11 protein-coding genes and 2 tRNA genes are annotated in these 17,481 nt (G+C 60.0%); 2 read left to right on the top strand and 11 right to left on the bottom strand.

What is annotated here, in order from left to right; genetic code table 11:
- Positions 1–21 precede the first annotated feature (21 nt).
- Positions 22–1,095, top strand: a complete 1,074-nt coding sequence (locus ACILSL_RS22115) for a M42 family metallopeptidase (protein WP_395734239.1) — start codon at positions 22–24, stop codon at positions 1,093–1,095.
- Positions 1,096–1,646: 551 nt separating this feature from the next.
- Here the strand turns inward: ACILSL_RS22115 and rpoC are convergent.
- The 11 genes from rpoC to ACILSL_RS22060 all read right to left on the bottom strand — a co-directional run bounded on the left by rpoC (position 1,647) and on the right by ACILSL_RS22060 (position 14,849).
- Positions 1,647–5,786 (bottom strand): DNA-directed RNA polymerase subunit beta', encoded by a 4,140-nt coding sequence (gene rpoC / locus ACILSL_RS22110; protein WP_395734238.1) that lies wholly within the window; start codon positions 5,784–5,786, stop codon positions 1,647–1,649.
- A 53-nt stretch (positions 5,787–5,839) separates the two neighbouring features.
- Positions 5,840–9,700, bottom strand: coding sequence for a DNA-directed RNA polymerase subunit beta (gene rpoB / locus ACILSL_RS22105; RefSeq protein ID WP_395734237.1), 3,861 nt, complete (start codon positions 9,698–9,700; stop codon positions 5,840–5,842).
- 381 nt (positions 9,701–10,081) lie between these two features.
- Positions 10,082–10,459 (bottom strand): 50S ribosomal protein L7/L12, encoded by a 378-nt coding sequence (gene rplL / locus ACILSL_RS22100; protein ID WP_395734236.1) that lies wholly within the window; start codon positions 10,457–10,459, stop codon positions 10,082–10,084.
- Positions 10,460–10,588: 129 nt separating this feature from the next.
- Positions 10,589–11,158, bottom strand: a complete 570-nt coding sequence (gene rplJ / locus ACILSL_RS22095; RefSeq protein ID WP_395734235.1) for a 50S ribosomal protein L10 — start codon at positions 11,156–11,158, stop codon at positions 10,589–10,591.
- Positions 11,159–11,177: 19 nt separating this feature from the next.
- Entirely contained in the window at positions 11,178–11,876 is a 699-nt protein-coding gene (gene rplA / locus ACILSL_RS22090; protein ID WP_395734234.1) for a 50S ribosomal protein L1, read from the bottom strand.
- A 53-nt stretch (positions 11,877–11,929) separates the two neighbouring features.
- Complete coding sequence (gene rplK / locus ACILSL_RS22085; protein WP_395734233.1) at positions 11,930–12,355, bottom strand: 50S ribosomal protein L11; 426 nt, start codon at positions 12,353–12,355, stop codon at positions 11,930–11,932.
- 57 nt (positions 12,356–12,412) lie between these two features.
- Entirely contained in the window at positions 12,413–12,982 is a 570-nt protein-coding gene (gene nusG / locus ACILSL_RS22080) for a transcription termination/antitermination protein NusG (protein ID WP_395734232.1), read from the bottom strand.
- A 44-nt stretch (positions 12,983–13,026) separates the two neighbouring features.
- Positions 13,027–13,245, bottom strand: a complete 219-nt coding sequence (gene secE / locus ACILSL_RS22075) for a preprotein translocase subunit SecE (protein WP_395734231.1) — start codon at positions 13,243–13,245, stop codon at positions 13,027–13,029.
- A 42-nt stretch (positions 13,246–13,287) separates the two neighbouring features.
- A tRNA-Trp gene (locus ACILSL_RS22070) sits at positions 13,288–13,363 on the bottom strand.
- Between the two features lie 151 nt (positions 13,364–13,514).
- Positions 13,515–14,699 (bottom strand): elongation factor Tu, encoded by a 1,185-nt coding sequence (gene tuf / locus ACILSL_RS22065; protein ID WP_395734230.1) that lies wholly within the window; start codon positions 14,697–14,699, stop codon positions 13,515–13,517.
- A gap of 75 nt (positions 14,700–14,774) precedes the next feature.
- Positions 14,775–14,849 (bottom strand) — tRNA-Thr (locus tag ACILSL_RS22060).
- A gap of 338 nt (positions 14,850–15,187) precedes the next feature.
- Between ACILSL_RS22060 and ACILSL_RS22055 the strand changes: the two genes are divergently transcribed.
- The gene (locus ACILSL_RS22055) at positions 15,188–16,534 is read left to right on the top strand and encodes a VWA domain-containing protein (protein ID WP_395734229.1); all 1,347 of its coding nucleotides are present in this window, start codon (positions 15,188–15,190) and stop codon (positions 16,532–16,534) included.
- Positions 16,535–17,481: the final 947 nt, after the last annotated feature.

Genomic DNA, 17,481 nt, shown 5'->3' with positions numbered 1-17,481 from the left:
CGGTGCTTCCCGCCACCCACCATGTCACCTTCTTCCAAAGCCTTCCTTCTTGATCTGCTCTCCACGCCGAGTCCCAGCGGCTTTGAGGCGCGTGGGCAGCGCAAGTGGACTGCGTATGCAGGCCAGTTTGCCGACCGCGTGGAAAGTGACGCCTATGGCAATGCCTGGGCCACGCTGGAAGGCGGCAGAGACGGACGCCGCATCATGTTGGAAGCCCATGCTGATGAGATCGGCTACATGGTGCGCCACATCACCGCCGAAGGCTTCATCTATGTGGACCGCATCGGCGGCAGCGACGCCGCCACGGCACGCGGACGCCGGGTGGAGATCTTTGGAGACAAAGGCACCGTGCGCGGCGTCATCGGCAACATCGCCATTCACATCCGCGATCGGAATGACGAAAAAGTCCCGGAGGTGCATCACCTGGCCATCGACATCGGAGCCTCCAGCGCCAAGGAAGTTGCCAGGGCGGGCATCCGCGTGGGGCATCCCGCCGTGTATGCGGATGGAGTGGAAGAACTCGGAACGAACAAGCTTTGTGGCCGTGCCCTGGACAACCGCATCGGCGGCTTCATCATCGCAGAAGTCCTGGCCCGCCTCAGCAAGCGCAAATCCCGCCTGCCCTCCACCATCCATGCCGTCAACGCCGTGCAGGAGGAGATCGGCGGGCATGGTGCAACGATGATCTCCAACCGCCTCATGCCCGATGTCGCCATTATCCTCGATGTCACCCACGCGACCGACACCCCGAATGTCGATGCCAGGAAACACGGCACCGTCAGGCTCGGCGGTGGCCCCACGCTGACGCATGGCGCGGCCAATCACGTCGAAGTGGTGAAGCGGCTCATCGAAGTGGCCAAAAAGCATGAAATCATCGTGCAGCATGAAGCGGCCTCACGCACCACCGGCACGGATGCCAATGTCATCTTCACCCAGCAAAGCGGCATCCCCAGCGCCCTTGTCTCCCTGCCCCTGCGCTACATGCACAGCGTGGTGGAAATGGCCCACCTCGATGATGTTGAGCAGGCCATCCAGCTTCTCGTCGCCTTTGCGGAGAGCGTGAAGGCCAAGGATGAGTTTCGAGTGCGGGTGTAGGCGGATCCGCCCGGACCCAGCGGCCGCTGCGTGTCTCTCTGCCAGCAGCCGCACCGTTGCCATCCGCGTCCATTCTTGATACCATGCTCAAATGAAAACAAGTCTGTTTCTCGCTGACAGGGCGTGCGGGCTTTCTGGCGCGTAGGTCGGCCGTGTTTGGCGGGCGGAGCTTCCGCGGCTCCAGCGCCCCCTTCGCCAAACCGCCCGACTGCGAGGACGTTCCTACGCCGGGGTGCGTTGCCATACGCTCATAGACGGGCGGGCTTCGCCACGACCGTCCTACGTCATCATACACACCTCTTCTCGCGAAGGGCGGTTTGACTTCAGGACTCGTTTTCAACTGTGTGCGGTGTGAGTCATGAGCTGGTCGCTTCAGGAAGCGCTCAAACCATCATGCCGTTGAAGGTTTGTCCGTGCGTGATTGCAGCCCCTTTCAATGGCTGCTCGGATCCAGGAAGTCGTGGAGCTTTGATGACGCCCTCCGGTACGCAAAACCGCCTCCGACGGCTTGCACCGAGGGAGGCGGGTGAGGTTTGAACGGACGGGCGGGCTTAGGCCGCGTCTTCGTCCACGGTGGCAGGCAGCGCAGGGCGCTCGGTTTCGTGGAGTTCGAAGTTGCGGTTGCTGATGAAGCCAGTGCCGGCCGGGATGAGGTGACCCATGATGACGTTTTCCTTGAAGCCGCGCAGGAAGTCGGACTTGGCAAGGGTGGCGGCTTCGGTGAGCACACGGGTGGTGTCCTGGAAGGAAGCAGCCGAGATGAAGGATTCGGTTTCGATGGAAGCCTTGGTGATGCCGAGAAGAACTGGCTCTGCCTCTGCAGGCTTGCCGCCTTCATCGGAAACACGGTTGTTTTCCTTCTCGAACTCGCCGCGGTCGATCTGGTCGCCCCAGAGGAACTCGGTGTCGCCAGTGTCGGTGACCTTCACCTTGCGCAGCATCTGACGGATGATGATCTCAACGTGCTTGTCGTTGATTTCCACACCCTGGGCGCGGTACACTTCCTGCACTTCGTTGACCAAGTGCTCACGGAGAGCCTGTGGGCCAAGAATTTCAAGGAGGTCATGCGGAACGACTGGACCGTCGGTGATCTGGTCGCCTTTGCTGACGTGGTCGCCGTTGAACAGCAAGATGTGCTTGCTGCGGGGGATGAGATGTTCTTCCTGCTGGCCGGTCTTGTTGTCGGTGACGATCACGCGGCGCTTGCCACGGACCAGACCGCCGATTTCAACCACACCGTCGATACGGGCGATTTCGCAGGCGTCCTTCGGCTTGCGGGCTTCGAAGAGTTCGGCCACACGGGGAAGACCACCGGTGATGTCCTTCGTCTTGGAGGCCTTGCGAGGCGTCTTGGCGATGGTGGTACCAGCCTCGACCTTCTCGTTGTTCTTCACGCTCAAGTGAGCGCCCGCTGGAATGGTGTAGCTGGCGAGAACTTCGTGCGTCTTCGGATTCACCACGACGACCTGCGGATGGAGGTCTTCCTTGTGCTCGATGACGACGGTTTCTTCGTTGCCGGTGGACTCGTTCTTTTCCTTGGTGATCGTGATGCCGCTGATCATGTCGCGGAACTCCAGCTTACCAGCCTTCTCGGTGATAATCGGCACGTTATACGGATCCCAGGTGACGACCTGCTGTCCCTTCTTGACCTTGCCACCGTCTTCGACGGAGATAACGGCACCCGTGACCAGCTTGTGGCTTTCGAGTTCGCGACCGTCGTCGTCGTGGATGGAGAGGATGCCGTTCTTGGTGAGGGCGATCCAGGTGCCTTCGATCGTGGACACCGCACGCATGTCGGTGTACTTGACGGTACCAGCGTTTTTGACGTTGATGAAGGGCTGCTTGAAGGAGGCGGTGGCAGCACCACCCACGTGGAAGGTACGCATGGTGAGCTGCGTTCCAGGTTCGCCGATGGACTGTGCGGCGACGATGCCGACGGCTTCGCCGATGCGCGCCATGCGGTGCGTGGCGAGGTGCAGGCCGTAGCACTTCGAGCAGCAGCCGCGCTTGCTTTCGCAAGTGAGCACGGAGCGGATCTTGAGCTTCTCGACGCCGATCTTCGCGAGGTGAGCGGCTTCTTTTTCAGAAGCGAGCTGACCGGCCTTGATGACGATGGTCTTGTCCACGGGATCATGGATCGTTTCGCAGGAGACACGGCCATAGACGCGGGTCTTGAGATCAACGATTTCTTCGTCACCCTGATAGATGGAGGAAAGCGTGATGCCGTTGACGGTGCCGCAGTCTTCCTCAGTGACGATGACGTCCTGGGACACGTCGACGAGCTTACGGGTCATGTACCCGGAGTCAGCCGTCTTCAGAGCGGTGTCGGCAAGGCCTTTACGCGCACCGTGAGTGGAGATGAAGTATTCGAGCACGCTCAGACCTTCACGGAAGTTCGAGGTGATCGGACGTTCGATAATTTCACCGGAAGGCTTGGCCATCAGACCGCGCATGCCGGCAAGCTGCTTGATCTGCGTACGGTTGCCTCGGGCGCCCGAGTTCACCATGACGTAGAGCGGGTTGTGGTGCTTCTTGCCCTCGTTGTATTCCAGGGTGCGGAAGAGTTCGTCGGCGACGATTTCACCCACCTGCGTCCAGATGTCGATGATCTTCTGATAGCGCTCACCATTGGTGATAATACCACGGCGATACTGCTTCTCGATTTCTTCGATCTGCTTGTAGGCGTTTTCAAGACCGGCGGCCTTGGCGGTCGGGATGACCATGTCGGTGATACCGATGGAGCAACCGGAACGGGTCGCTTCGCGGAAGCCGAGCTGCTTGAGACGATCCAGCGCGTGGACGGTTTCCTTCTGGCCCACGGTCTGGAAGCAACGCCAGATGATGTCGGAGATCTGCTTCTTGCCGACGGTGGTGTTGATGAAGCCGAGGCCTTCAGGCCAGGTTTCATTGAAGAGCACACGGCCTGCGGTTGTCTCGATGACGGCCTTCGTAGGGTCGCCATAAGGACGCTTCGGCAGGTTCCAGTCAGGATTGCGGAAACGGATCTTGTCGTTCACCGTCAAACCGCCTTCGGAAATGGCGAACTCAACTTCAGGGGCGTCATTGAAGATCGGCACGCGACCATCGACATCGCCCTTCTTGGCCTTGGCGTCGTGGGTCGGGAACTCGCGCAGGTAGGTGAGGAAGTAGCAGCCCAGAGGAATGTCCTGGGAGGGGTTCATCACCGGCTTGCCGCTGGCAGGGCTGAACAGGTTGTTCGGCGCAAGCATGAGCAGGCGGGCTTCCATCTGAGCTTCGATGGAAAGCGGGACGTGGACGGCCATCTGGTCACCGTCGAAGTCGGCGTTGTAGGCCGTACAAACGAGGGGATGCACGCGAATGGCCTCACCTTCGATGAGCTTCGGCTCGAAAGCCTGGATCGAAAGACGATGGAGCGTCGGAGCGCGGTTGAGGAGGACGGGATGGCCTTTGGTCACTTCGTCCAGGATGTCCCACACTTCCGGCGTGCGGCGTTCGATCATCTTCTTCGCGGAGCGCACGGTGTGCACCAGGCCCATCTCCTTGAGACGGCGGATGATGAAGGGTTCGAAGAGCACGAGGGCCATCTTCTTGGGAAGACCGCACTGGTTCAGATTGAGGTCAGGACCGATAACGATGACGGAACGGCCGGAGTAATCGACGCGCTTGCCAAGAAGGTTCTGACGGAAGCGGCCGGACTTGCCCTTGAGCATGTCGGACATGGACTTCAGCGGGCGGTTGCCTGCGCCGGTCACCGGGCGGCCATGGCGGCCGTTGTCGAACAAGGCGTCCACGGCTTCCTGCAGCATGCGCTTTTCGTTGCGGATGATGACATCCGGTGTGCGAAGCTGAAGGAGGTTCTTGAGACGGTTGTTGCGGTTGATGACGCGACGATAGAGGTCGTTCAAGTCGGAGGTCGCAAAGCGGCCGCCTTCGAGAGGAACGAGAGGGCGAAGGTCTGGCGGGATGACTGGAAGCACTTCCAGGATCATCCACTCCGGACGGCTGTGGCTTTCGGCAAAGCCCTGGCAGAGCTTGAGGCGCTTGGCGAGCTTCTTGCGGATCTGCTTGGAGCGCGTCTTGGTCATCGCCTCTTCGAGTTCCTTGGTCACTTCAGCCAGGTTGAGCTGGGCGAAGATGTCGCGGATGGCCTGAGCACCCATGCCGACGCGGAAGGCGTCTGCACCGTACTGCTCTTCGGCTTCACGAAGGTCGACTTCGGTCAGGAGCTGGCCGCGCTGAAGCGGGGTGCTGCCTGGATCAATGACCATGTAGTCTTCATAATAGATCACGCGCTCCAGCGAACGGGCGGTCATGTCGAGCATGAGGCCGATGCGGGAAGGCATGCACTTGTAGAACCAGATGTGCGTCACGGGCACGGCGAGTTCGATGTGGCCCATGCGCTCGCGACGAACGCGGGAGAGGGTCACTTCGACGCCGCAGCGGTCGCAGACGACGCCCTTGTGCTTGATGCGCTTGTACTTGCCGCAGGCGCACTCCCAGTCACGGGTGGGTCCGAAGATACGTTCGCAGAAAAGGCCGCCCTTTTCTGGCTTGAACGTACGGTAGTTGATGGTTTCTGGATTCTTAACTTCACCGGAGGACCAGGAGCGGGTGCGGTCCGCCGAGGCGATGCAGATCGACACATAGTCGAACTCCTCGCCGTGTTGGGGTTCCCCGAAGATTTCTTTCAAGCTCGCGTCAGCATTCATGATGTGTGGAGATGGGTGGCAGGTTTTTGCGCTGGGTTTCTGGGGAAGGAGGGTTAGGCACCCGCCGTGGAGGCAAAGTTTTCAAGGGCTTCCACATCGGCATTGGCGTTGGCGCGCTTGTGCACCTTGACGTCCAGACCGAGGGACTGCATTTCCTTGATGAGCACGTTGAAGGACTCAGGCGTGCCGGCTTCCAGAGCGTGATCGCCTTTGACGATCTGCTCATAGATGCGCGTGCGGCCCTGAACATCGTCAGACTTGACGGTGAGGAGTTCCTGCAGCGTGAATGCGGCACCGTAGGCTTCAAGGGCCCACACTTCCATTTCCCCGAAGCGCTGGCCGCCGTATTGGGCTTTACCACCCAGAGGCTGCTGCGTGACGAGCGAGTAAGGTCCGACCGCACGTGCGTGGATCTTGTCTGCGACAAGGTGGTTCAGCTTCAGCATGTAGATGTAGCCAACGACGACATCGAGGCTGAAGGCGTCACCTGTGCGGCCGTCATAGAGCTTCGACTTGCCATTGAGGCCCATCCACTCATAGCCTGGAACCTTCTTGGCGTCCTTGATGTACTCCATGATCTTGGTTTCAGGAATACCGTCGAACACCGGTGTGGCGATCTTCATGCCCAGAGCCTTGGCGGCGAGGCCGAGGTGGGTTTCAAGCACCTGACCCACGTTCATGCGTGATGGCACGCCGAGGGGGTTCAGCACGATGTCAACAGGCGTTCCGTTTTCGAGGAACGGCATGTCTTCTTCAGGAACGATGTTGGCGACGATGCCCTTGTTACCATGGCGGCCGGCCATCTTGTCACCCACCGAAAGCTTGCGCTTGGAGGCGAGGAAGACGCGCACCTGCTTGACCACGCCGCTGTCGGCGGTGTCTTCGCTGGACTCGATCTTGTCGAGGTTGCGCTCACGTTCCATGTCGGCATCGGAGAACTTCTGCTCGAAGGTCTGGATGATGTCGAAGATCTTGTTACGGATCGGGCTCGGGTCGATTTCGATGGTGTCGTAGCTTTCGGCCACGTGACGAAGCATCGTCTTGGTGATCTTCTTGTTCGCGCCGACGAGGGGCTCGCCGGTCTGACCGTTCACGATGTCGAGAGGGATCTTCTCGTTGAGAAGGATGTCAGAGAGGCGCTCGGTGAGCTGCTCGGTGAGGTCTTCCTTCTTCGCACGGTAGTCTTCTTCGATCTGCTTGATGTGCTTCTTGTACTCGGACGGGGAGAGCTTCTCCTTCTCGGAGTCGCCGTTCGCACCACGCTGGGCGATGCGGACATCCATGATGATGCCGGTGCAGCCGGAGGGCACGCGCAGGGAGGTATCCTTCACGTCAGCGGCCTTCTCACCGAAGATGGCGCGCAGGAGGCGCTCTTCAGGGGCGAGTTCGGTTTCGGACTTCGGAGTGATCTTGCCGACGAGGATGTCGCCAGGCTTCACTTCCGCACCGATGCGCACGACGCCCTGGGCATCGAGATTCTTCAGCGCTTCATCACCGACGTTCGGGATGTCACGCGTGATTTCTTCAGGCCCCAGCTTGGTGTCACGTGCGATGACTTCGAAGTCTTCGATGTGGATGGAGGTGTAGATGTCCTCTTTGACCACGCGGCGGCTGATGGTGATGGCGTCTTCGAAGTTGTAACCGTTCCAAGGCATGAACGCGACGAGCATGTTCTTGCCGATGGCAAGCTCACCCTGGTCGGTGCAAGGACCGTCGGCGATGACATCGCCCTTCTTGATCTTCTGACCACGCTTCACCAGAGGCTTCTGGTTGATGCAGGTGCCGGCGTTGCTGCGGCCAAACTTGCGCAGCGGATACACGTGGGTGCCCTTTTCTTCGTCGGTCTGCACCGACTTGATCGGGTTTTCGAGGAACTTGTCGTCCTTGATCGGCAGGTTGCCGTCCTTGGTGACGATGATGACGTCAGCAGTCGCAGCAGCGACGGTGCCGTTGGCATCAGCGACGATGACGGAGCGGGAGTCACGGGCGGCCTTGCCTTCCATGCCGGTGCCGACGAGGGGGGACTCACCTTCGAGGAGAGGCACGCCCTGGCGCTGCATGTTGGAACCCATCAGGGCGCGGTTGGCGTCATCGTGCTCAAGGAACGGGATGAGCGCGGCAGCCACGGAGACGAGCTGCTTTGGCGACACGTCCATGAGGGTGACGAGCGAAGGCTCGACTTCGATGAACTCGCCGCGGTAGCGGACGGTGACCTTGGCGCCTTTGAAATGGCCTTTGTCGTCGATCGGATTGTTCGACTGGGCGATGTAGTGCTTCTCTTCCTGGTCGGCCGTAAGGTAGTCGATCTTGTCCGCCACCACGCTGTCCTTCACCGGACGATACGGCGTCTCGATGAAGCCGAATTCGTTGATGCGGGCATAGCTGCCGAGGGAGTTGATCAGACCGATGTTCGGACCTTCAGGAGTCTCAATCGGGCAGATACGGCCGTAGTGGGACGGATGAACGTCACGAACTTCGAAGCCGGCGCGGTCACGGTTCAGACCGCCAGGCCCGAGTGCGGAGAGACGGCGCTTGTGGGTCAGTTCGGCCAGAGGATTGATCTGGTCCATGAACTGGGAGAGCTGGCTGCGGCCGAAGAAGTCACGCACGACGGCGGAGAGCGCCTTCGGATTGACGAGCTTGGCGGGAGTCATGGTGTCCATGTTCACGTCGAACAGGGTCATGCGCTCTTTCACCAGACGCTCGGTGCGGGAAAGGCCCACGCGGCACTGGTTGGCGAGGAGTTCGCCGACGGCACGCACACGGCGGCTGCCGAGATGGTCAATATCATCGAGGATGCCCTGACCTTCACGCAGGTGGAAGAGGTAGCGCAGTGCGGAAATGACGTCCTCAGCAGTGAGGATGCGCATTTCGGTGTCGGTCTTCAGGGAGAGCTTCTGATTGATCTTGTAACGGCCGACGCGGGTGAGGTCATAACGCTTCGGATCGAAGAACAGGCGCTTCACGAGGGCGCGTGCATTCGGCGTGGTGGGCGGATCGCCCGGACGCAGACGGCGGTAGATTTCCTTGAGGGCTTCATCTTCATCCTTGGCGGTGTCTTTGCGCAGGGAGGTGATGAGGAGGTCGTCCGGGGAGGCGGTGACGACTTTGACGGACTTGTGGCCAAGCTGGATGAGCTGGCGGATGACGCCGGAGGTCAGCGGCTCGTAGGCGCGGGCCACGATGAGTTCGCCGTCGAGGATGTCCTTGAAAAGGATCTTCGTGGCGACTTCTTCTTCGGAGAGATTGTCCTTGAGCTTGAGGTCCTGGATTTCGTAGAAGAGCTTGAGGATGTCCTCGTCGCCCGGGAAGCCGATCACGCGCAGGAGCGTGGTGGCGAGGAACTTGCGGCGGCGACGGCGGCGGTCCAGATAGACGTAGAGGAGGTCGTTCGTGTCGAACTGCACTTCCAGCCAGGTGCCGCGGTCAGGGATGATGCGGAAGCCGTGGAGCCAGCGGCCGTTGAGGTGCTGGCTGGTTTCAAAGCAGATGCCGGGGGAGCGATGGAGCTGGGAGACGACCACGCGTTCCGCGCCATTGATGACGAAGGTGCCGCGCACCGTCATGAGGGGGATTTCACCCATGTACACGCGTTCCTGCTTGGCACCCTGCTCGTCCTTGAGCTCATAGGTTACGTAGAGCGGGGCGCTGAAGGTCTCGGCCTCATGGATGGCTTCGAGGGAGCTGAGCTTGGGATCACCGATTTCGTACATGACGAAATCGAGCGTCATCTTCTCATCATAGCTGGTGATCGGGAAGACCTCCCGGAACACGGCCTGGAGGCCGAGGTCTTTGCGCTTCGAGGGCGAGATGTTTTTCTGGAGAAATTCCTCGTATGAGCGGAGCTGGATCTCGATGAGATTTGGGGGCTCGGCGACTTCGTGGATTTTGCCAAAGTTGGTGCGCTGGGACATAAGGCAGTGATGAGGCGGTTAGGGGGCGATGGGCGGTGGCACGGGATGCGGAAGGGGAGTTCCGCGAAGCAACAAAAGAGCAATGTCAGGCGGCCAGCCCGGCATTACTTGCGATTGTCGCGAAAACGAAGCAGCCGGAATCCAGGTGTGTACCCGAATTCAGGCCATGAAAAATGTCTAAAGCAGGCGGCACTTCGCGTGGTGTCCCGGAACCGTAGCACTGGCTGCGGAGGTTCAGGCGGGGATCACGGGCGGTTGCGGGCATGCGAATGGAACGAAACGAACGGAGGATTGAGACTGACACTAACAACTGAAGGCTCCTGACCGCGCGGCGCTGCCGATGATGGCAGACGCCACGCGGAAAAGAGCAGGAACGTGAGACTACTTGATCGTGATCTTGGCGCCAGCGGCTTCCAATTTCTTCTTGATCTCTTCGGCTTCTTCCTTTTTGCAGCCTTCCTTGAGGGTCTGCGGAGCGCTTTCGACAAGCTTCTTCGCTTCTGCAAGGCCAAGGCCGGGAACAACGCCACGGACTTCTTTGATGACGCCAATCTTGTTGGAGCCAGCTTCGGCAAGGATGACGTCGAACTCGGTCTTCTCTTCCACTGCAGCAGCAGGGGCGGCACCACCAGCGGCGGCGGCGGCGGCAGGAGCAGCGGCGCTAACGCCCCACTTCTCTTCGAGGGATTTCACGAGTTCAGCGACTTGCAGGACGGTCAAGCCACTCAGTTCTTCAACGATTTTATTCAGGTCAGCCATAGTATTTTGTCGGTATCGCCGCGTTCCGCAGCTGCGGATAAATTAAGAGCAAAAGCTTTTGCTCCGGCGAGGAACCATTGGGTGTTGGGGTATTCAGGCCGTTTGACGGGCCATCTAATCAAATGGGGTTTACGCAGCGGGTTGTTCAGCAGGAGCGGCGGCCTCAGCAGGAGCGGCTTCTTCAGCAGCAGCAGCGGGGGCAGCTTCTTCGGCGGGGCCACCGTCTTTGTCGGCCTTGGCTTTGAGCACGCGGGCAAGGGCGGAAGCCGGAGCCTGGAGCATACCGAGGAGCTGGGAAAGCAGCACTTCGCGGGAAGGCAGATCGGCAAGGACTTTGATGGCCGCGGTGTCCAGCAGGTTGCCGTCAAGCACGCCCACTTTCATCACCGGCTTTTCGAATTCAGCCTGGAAATTCTTAAGGATCTTGGCGGCGCCGAAAACGTCCTTGGCACCCGTCACGAAGGCGCTCTGGCCGGTGAGGTGGTCGCCAAGTTCGCCAGGATAGCCGGCCTTTTCAGCCGCTTTCTTCACCAGGTTGTTTTTGAAGACGTGAATCTCCGATCCAACAACGCTGAGGCGCTTGCGCAGTTCGGCAAATTTGTCGACCTTGAGGCCGGTGTAATCGACGACGAACAGGAATGGGGAGGCATTGACCCGCTTCAGAAGGTCATCAATGAGCAATGTTTTGAGTTCTTTCATGATACAGTGCTTCTATAAATTAGAGTTTGACGTACTTCGACACGTCGATGCGGAGCGCAGGCGACATGGTGGCGGCGAGAGTGATGGTTTCGACGTAGCGGCCACGGGCGGAGGCGGGCTTGGCGCGCACCACGGCTTCGATGAGCGAGGTGGCGTTTTCAGCGAGCTGGGCCACTTCGAAGGAAGCCTTGCCGACGGAGGAGGCGATGTTGCCGTTCTTGTCGAGCTTGAAGTCTGCACGGCCTGCTTTCACTGCCTTGACGGCGGCGGCGGTGTCTTCCGTGACGGTGCCGGTACGTGGGTTGGGCATCAAGCCACGAGGTCCGAGCTGTTTACCGAGTTTGCGAACTTCATTCATCGCAGCCGGAGTGGCGATGGCGACGTCGAAGTCGGTGAAACCTTCCTTCACCTTGGCGATGAGGTCTTCGTTGCCGACGATGTCAGCACCGGCGGCCTTGGCGGCTTCAGCAGCAGCGCCCTGGGCGAACACGGCGACGCGCACCGTCTTGCCGGAGCCGTGAGGCAGGGGGCAGGTGCCACGAACCATCTGGTCGCTCTTCTTCGGATCCACACCCATGCGGAACGACAGGGTGACGGTCTGGTTGAACTTGGTGCCAGGGAGTTTGCGCAGGAGTTCGGCCGCTTCTTCGAGCGTGAATGCCTTGCCTGCCGGGACCATCTCGGCTGCTTTCTTGTAACGTTTGCTTCTCTTTTGCATGGTGTATGTGCAGTGGTGGCGAACTGTGACGTTCTCCTGCTTCGGTTAGGGGATTAGTCGATGATGTCGATGCCCATCTGACGGGCGGTGCCTGCCATGATGCGGGAGGCCTGCTCGAGATTGGTGGTGTTGAGGTCGGCGATCTTGAGCTTGGTGGCTTCAAGGAGCTGGGCCTTGGTGATCTTGGCGACCTTGACCTTGTTCGCTTCCTTGGAGCCGCTGGCGATGTTCGCGATCTTCTTCAGGAGGTTGGAAGCAGGAGGCTGCTTGGTGATGAAGGTGAAGCTCTTGTCCTTGTAAACCGTGATCACGGTCGGGAGGACGTCACCACCAAGCTTGGAGGTGGCGGCGTTGAACTCCTTGCAGAAGGCCATGATGTTCACACCGGCCTGACCGAGAGCAGGGCCGATGGGCGGTGCGGGGTTGGCGGCACCAGCTTTGATCTGGAGCTTGATGAGTTTGATGATTTCCTTGGCCATGTCTTTGTGTTCCTTGCTTGCTTGCTTGAGTTGAGATTCAGGGGGCGGCGGGTCGGCTTACGCCTTCTCGACCTGCCAGTATTCGAGATCGACCGGTGTGGAGCGCCCGAAAATATTGACGGACACGCGCAGCACGCCGCGTTCCGGGTCGATTTCCTCGACGACGCCGTTCTGGCTTTCGAAGGGACCGTCTGCCACACGCACGGTGTCACCGAGATTGAAGGCGATCTTGGGCACGGCACCGTCGGCCTTGTCGCCCACCTGGGCCAGCATGGCCTCGACTTCCTTGGCGCGCATGGAGATCGGGTGATCCTTGGTGCCGGCGAAGTTGAGGACGCCGTCGGTTTCCTTGACGAAGTACCAGGTCTTTTCGATCAGGCGGTTGTGCTCATCCAGGAGATGGCAGTTGGCGATGACGTAGCCGGGGAAGAACTTGCGGTTGCTTTCGGAACGCTTGCCTTTCTTGACTTCGGCCACGCGCTCCATCGGCACGAGAACCTGGAAGACGTAGTCACCCATCTCCTCTTTCTCAATGCGGCGGAGCATGCTGTCACGGACCTTCTGTTCAAGGCCGGAGCGGACGTGGATGACAAACCACTGGTCGCGAGGTGCGGGGATAGCTCCCATAAGAGAAATTGGAAAAAGGGGGGTGGGTGGGAAAAAACGGAGAATCAGGCACCCAGCTTCTGCGCGGCCTCAAAGGCCCACTTGAAACTGATGTCAAACGCGGCAACGAAAGCTCCGAGGAGGATCATCGCGACGAAGACCACCACTGTGGATTCAATCAGTTCGCGATATTTGGCAAAGCCCTTTTCTTTAGGTTCCCAGGGCCACGTGGCCTTCTTGAGTTCAAGGATGACTTCGCCGATGTATTTGCGGATGCGACTCATGTGAAGCTTTCGTTTCTGCGGATGTTTCCGGGGAATTTTCGCTGGCAGGCCAGGAGGGACTCGAACCCACAACCAACGGTTTTGGAGACCGCTACTCTACCAATTGAGCTACTGACCTGTGTTAGCGAGAAAGACTTCCCGGAATGGATAACGGATGGAACAAAAATTGCAAGTCCGGCTCCTCGTTTCGCTCCCGGCTGGGAGACGAAATCACCGCCGGGTCTGTGCGCCAGACCCGGCGGGATTCGAGACAAACGAACTTAAGCGGACTAGTCGAGGATGTTGGCGACGCGGCCAGCACCCACGGTCTTGCCACCTTCACGGATGGCGAAGCGGATGGTCTTTTCCATGGCGATCGGGGTGATCAGCTCGACTTCGATCGAGACGTTGTCACCAGGCATCACCATTTCCACGCCTTCTGGAAGCTTCACGCTGCCGGTCACGTCCGTGGTGCGGAAGTAGAACTGCGGGCGGTAGTTGTTGAAGAAGGGGGTGTGGCGGCCGCCTTCGTCCTTGGAAAGAACGTACACCTCTGCGGTGAACTTCTTGTGAGGAGTAACGGAACCTGGCTTGGCGATGACCTGACCGCGCTCGATGTCGGTCTTCTTCGTGCCGCGAAGCAGAAGGCCGACGTTGTCGCCTGCACGACCTTCGTCGAGCAGCTTGCGGAACATTTCGATGTCGGTGACGGTGGTCTTGACGGTCGGACGGATGCCGATGATTTCGACTTCGGACATCTTCTTGATGATGCCACGCTCGACACGGCCGGTGCAGACGGTGCCACGACCTTCGATCGCGAACACGTCTTCAACTGGCATGAGGAAGTCCTTGTCGATCGGACGCTCTGGCAGCGGGATGTAGCTGTCCACAGCTTCCATGAGCTTGAGGATGTTGGCTTCGTGCTCAGCGTCGCCTTCGAGGGCCTTGAGAGCGGAACCCTTGACGATCGGGATGTCGTCACCTGGGAAGTCGTACTTGGAGAGGAGGTCGCGAACTTCCATCTCGACGAGGTCGAGGAGTTCTGGATCGTCCACCATGTCCACCTTGTTCATGAACACCACGAGGGCAGGAACGCCGACCTGACGGGCGAGCAGGATGTGCTCACGGGTCTGGGGCATTGGGCCGTCAGCGGCGGAAACGACGAGGATACCACCGTCCATCTGAGCGGCGCCGGTGATCATGTTCTTCACATAGTCAGCGTGTCCGGGGCAGTCGACGTGAGCGTAGTGACGCTTGTCGGTCTCATACTCCACGTGGGCGGTGTTGATCGTGATGCCGCGTTCCTTTTCTTCAGGAGCTGCGTCGATCTGGTCGTATGCACGTGCCTGAGCGAAGCCTTTCTTGGAAAGGACGGTCGTGATGGCGGCGGTCAGGGTGGTCTTGCCGTGGTCAACGTGGCCAATAGTGCCGATGTTGACGTGCGGCTTGTTGCGTTGGAATGCTTCTTTAGCCATGGGTGGAGTTAGTTGAGGGGGTGCGCTTGGGACTGGTTCGTTTGTCGTGTTTCGAAGATCCCCACGGACTGCCACTGGAGCTGTTAGAGGGACTTGAACCCTCGACCTCGTCCTTACCAAGGACGTGCTCTACCACTGAGCTATAACAGCGTAACCGGCGGCGGTTTGGTGAGAAACCTCCTCCTCTTTCGACAAGAAAACCGGGATATGTCAACCTCCATGACTGGCGTCAGGAGACAGTACACCCCGGCTTAGTTCCGAAAAAGTGGGGCGATACTAGGACGGTTGGGGGCACAGTCAAAGACTATTTCGACTGTTTGCGAAAGAATGACGAATATATTTTCGTCATTCACCTTCCCCCGGCTGCGCGGCCGTTCTCACTTGAGTCCTTGGTTATGAGGGCTTCGGAATCATACTCTGGGCTGTAAATCATCCCGCTCCCCTGCCCCGGACGGGTCTTTTTTTTCACTCCAGCACCTTCGCAGCCCATGCGCCTCGTCCTCGCCAGCCTAGCTCTCCTGCTGCTCACCGGTCTGCACGCTGCGGAGGATGCAGCGGCGGCGCTCAAAGGTATCGTCAAAAACGCCCGTGCTGGTGATCAGGAGGCGCTGGCACCGCTGGCGGATCTGCACGCGCAAAAGCTGGCCGGTGAGGCGGTGATCTCCCTCGTGGGTGACAAGCGCGTGGGCTTGGGCATGAAGCTGCGCCTGGCGGAGATCGTGGCCGGATGGCCTGCGGGTGAAGGCAGCAAAGCCCTGGTGGACTGGCTGGCGAAACACCCTGCCTGCGATGGCGACGCCCTGATCTTTTTTTCCGGCATTCACCTGATGGAGACGCGCAGCTTTTTCTGGAATCTGCTCGCCCAGGTGAAAGGCCCGCTCTCGGCGGTGAAGGAGCCGGAGCGCATCGCTCTCGCCGCCCGGGCGCTGGGCGCGTTTCCGGACAATCCGGACCCCGTGGTGGCCCGCGTGGCCGCGCTGCTGGCCCCCGACAATGCCCACGTGATGCGCGCCTGCGCCGCAGAGGCTCTGGGCGGCATGCGCAGCGCCGTGGCCCTGCAGTCCCTCCTGCCCTTTCTGAACGACGAAGCCATCGGCGACGCGGTGCACGCCTCGCTGTTTCAGCTCACCGGGCAGGACTTCGCGGACGACCCGGAGAAATGGAAGGCGTGGATCACCGCGCAGGGCGCGAACATCCCGTGGAAAATGCTGCCCCGCAGCGACTACGCGGACTTCCTCAAGCTCCAAAAACTGCTCAAGCCGCTGGAGGACGATCCCGCCGTGAACATGGCCTCGTTTTACGGGCTGGAAATCCGGGGCAAAGGCGCGCTCTTCGTGCTCGACGTGAGCGGCAGCATGAGCCGCGACGACCGCATCGGCAAGCTCAAGGGGCAGATGAGCAACCTCCTCACCGCCCTGCAAAACAAGTCCGCGAATCTGCGCTACGGCATCCTCACCTTTGGCGAAGGGGTGGACTCCTGTTTCTCTGCGCGCGGCATGGCGCTGAATGATGAAAAGAACCACAAGCAGGCGGTGCAGTTTGTGGACCGCATCGAGGCCGGCGGCGGCACGCCCATGTGCGAGGCCTTCCGCCACGCCCTCAGCCGCATCCTGCCGGAGGGCAACATCGACACCCTCGTCTTCCTCAGCGATGGCCAGCCCAGCGACGGCCCGCCCTCCATGGTGCTGGATCTCGCCCAGCGCATCCACAGGCAGTACCAGGTCCGCATCCACTGCATCAGCATCGGGGAGGAAACCCTGCCCGGCAGCACCGAGCCCTCTTTGCTGAAGCAGATCGCGGACGCCTGCGGCGGGACATTTACGGTGCCGCCGTGAGAGGGGGCCGTAGGTTGGGCGTGTTTGGCGTCGAAGGCATTCCAAGACCCCCATGGACCCTCCGCCAAACCGCCCGACTATGAGCGTGTTCGCACGCCGTGGTGGTTGCCGTACGCTCGCAGACGGGTCCATTCTTCGCACTGCGTGCTTCGAAGGATAAACCGGGCTGTCGCCACGACCGTCCTACGACGGACGCACCCGCTCCGTCCCTGAGTTGCCGAGTTTCCACGCCTAAGCACGGCAGCTCGACTTTTCAGAGATCGCCAACCTGTGCCAATAGAAGCCGCCGATGACATTGCGTGGCAATCCATGGTATTTTATGGCTGCAATGGACACACCCTGACGGCAACAAACCCCACCCTGCCGGTTGCCATGATTTCCGAGCGCGCTGGCTGCGGACGCTGCCCGGCGGAGAGGGCTCAGGATGTTCCCCTCCTGCACCAGCGGGCGGGGAGATTTCCACTATTTCCACTATTTCAACGGGGGAGTGTGTCTCTCCCGCCACGCCCATGGCGGAGACTTCCACCGTTTCCACAGTTTCAACGGGGGGGTGTGTCTCTCCCGCCACGCCCACGGCGGAGACTTCCACCATTTCCACGGTTTCAACGGGGGAGTGTGTGTCAACAGGCCGATGCCGGGCAGGCCATGGCAGGATCCGCAACCTGGGCGGAAACCATGGCAACTTAAACACCCCTTTGGTTGCCGTCTTGGGCCGCTTTCATGGCCTTAAAAGACTTCATCGGCCTGCGTCACGTTGCCAAAGCGTTCCATCGGCTGCCGCTTGCTGCTACTTCCTGCACCCACTTTTGGGCGGTCTTCATCGCCATGGTTGCCAGTTGCCCACCCTAAATTCTCGCGATGGCAACCGGCAACCAGTGGCGGTGGGGCTTTGACTGCCGCACGGACATTTCCACCATTTCCACCGTTTCAACGGGGGAGTGTGTGTA

The organism is Prosthecobacter sp., from assembly GCF_044222345.1.
Classification (GTDB): Bacteria; Verrucomicrobiota; Verrucomicrobiia; order Verrucomicrobiales; family Verrucomicrobiaceae; genus Prosthecobacter.
The sequence above is the reverse complement of the archived record's forward strand: the minus strand, read 5'-3'. Positions and strand labels throughout refer to the sequence as shown.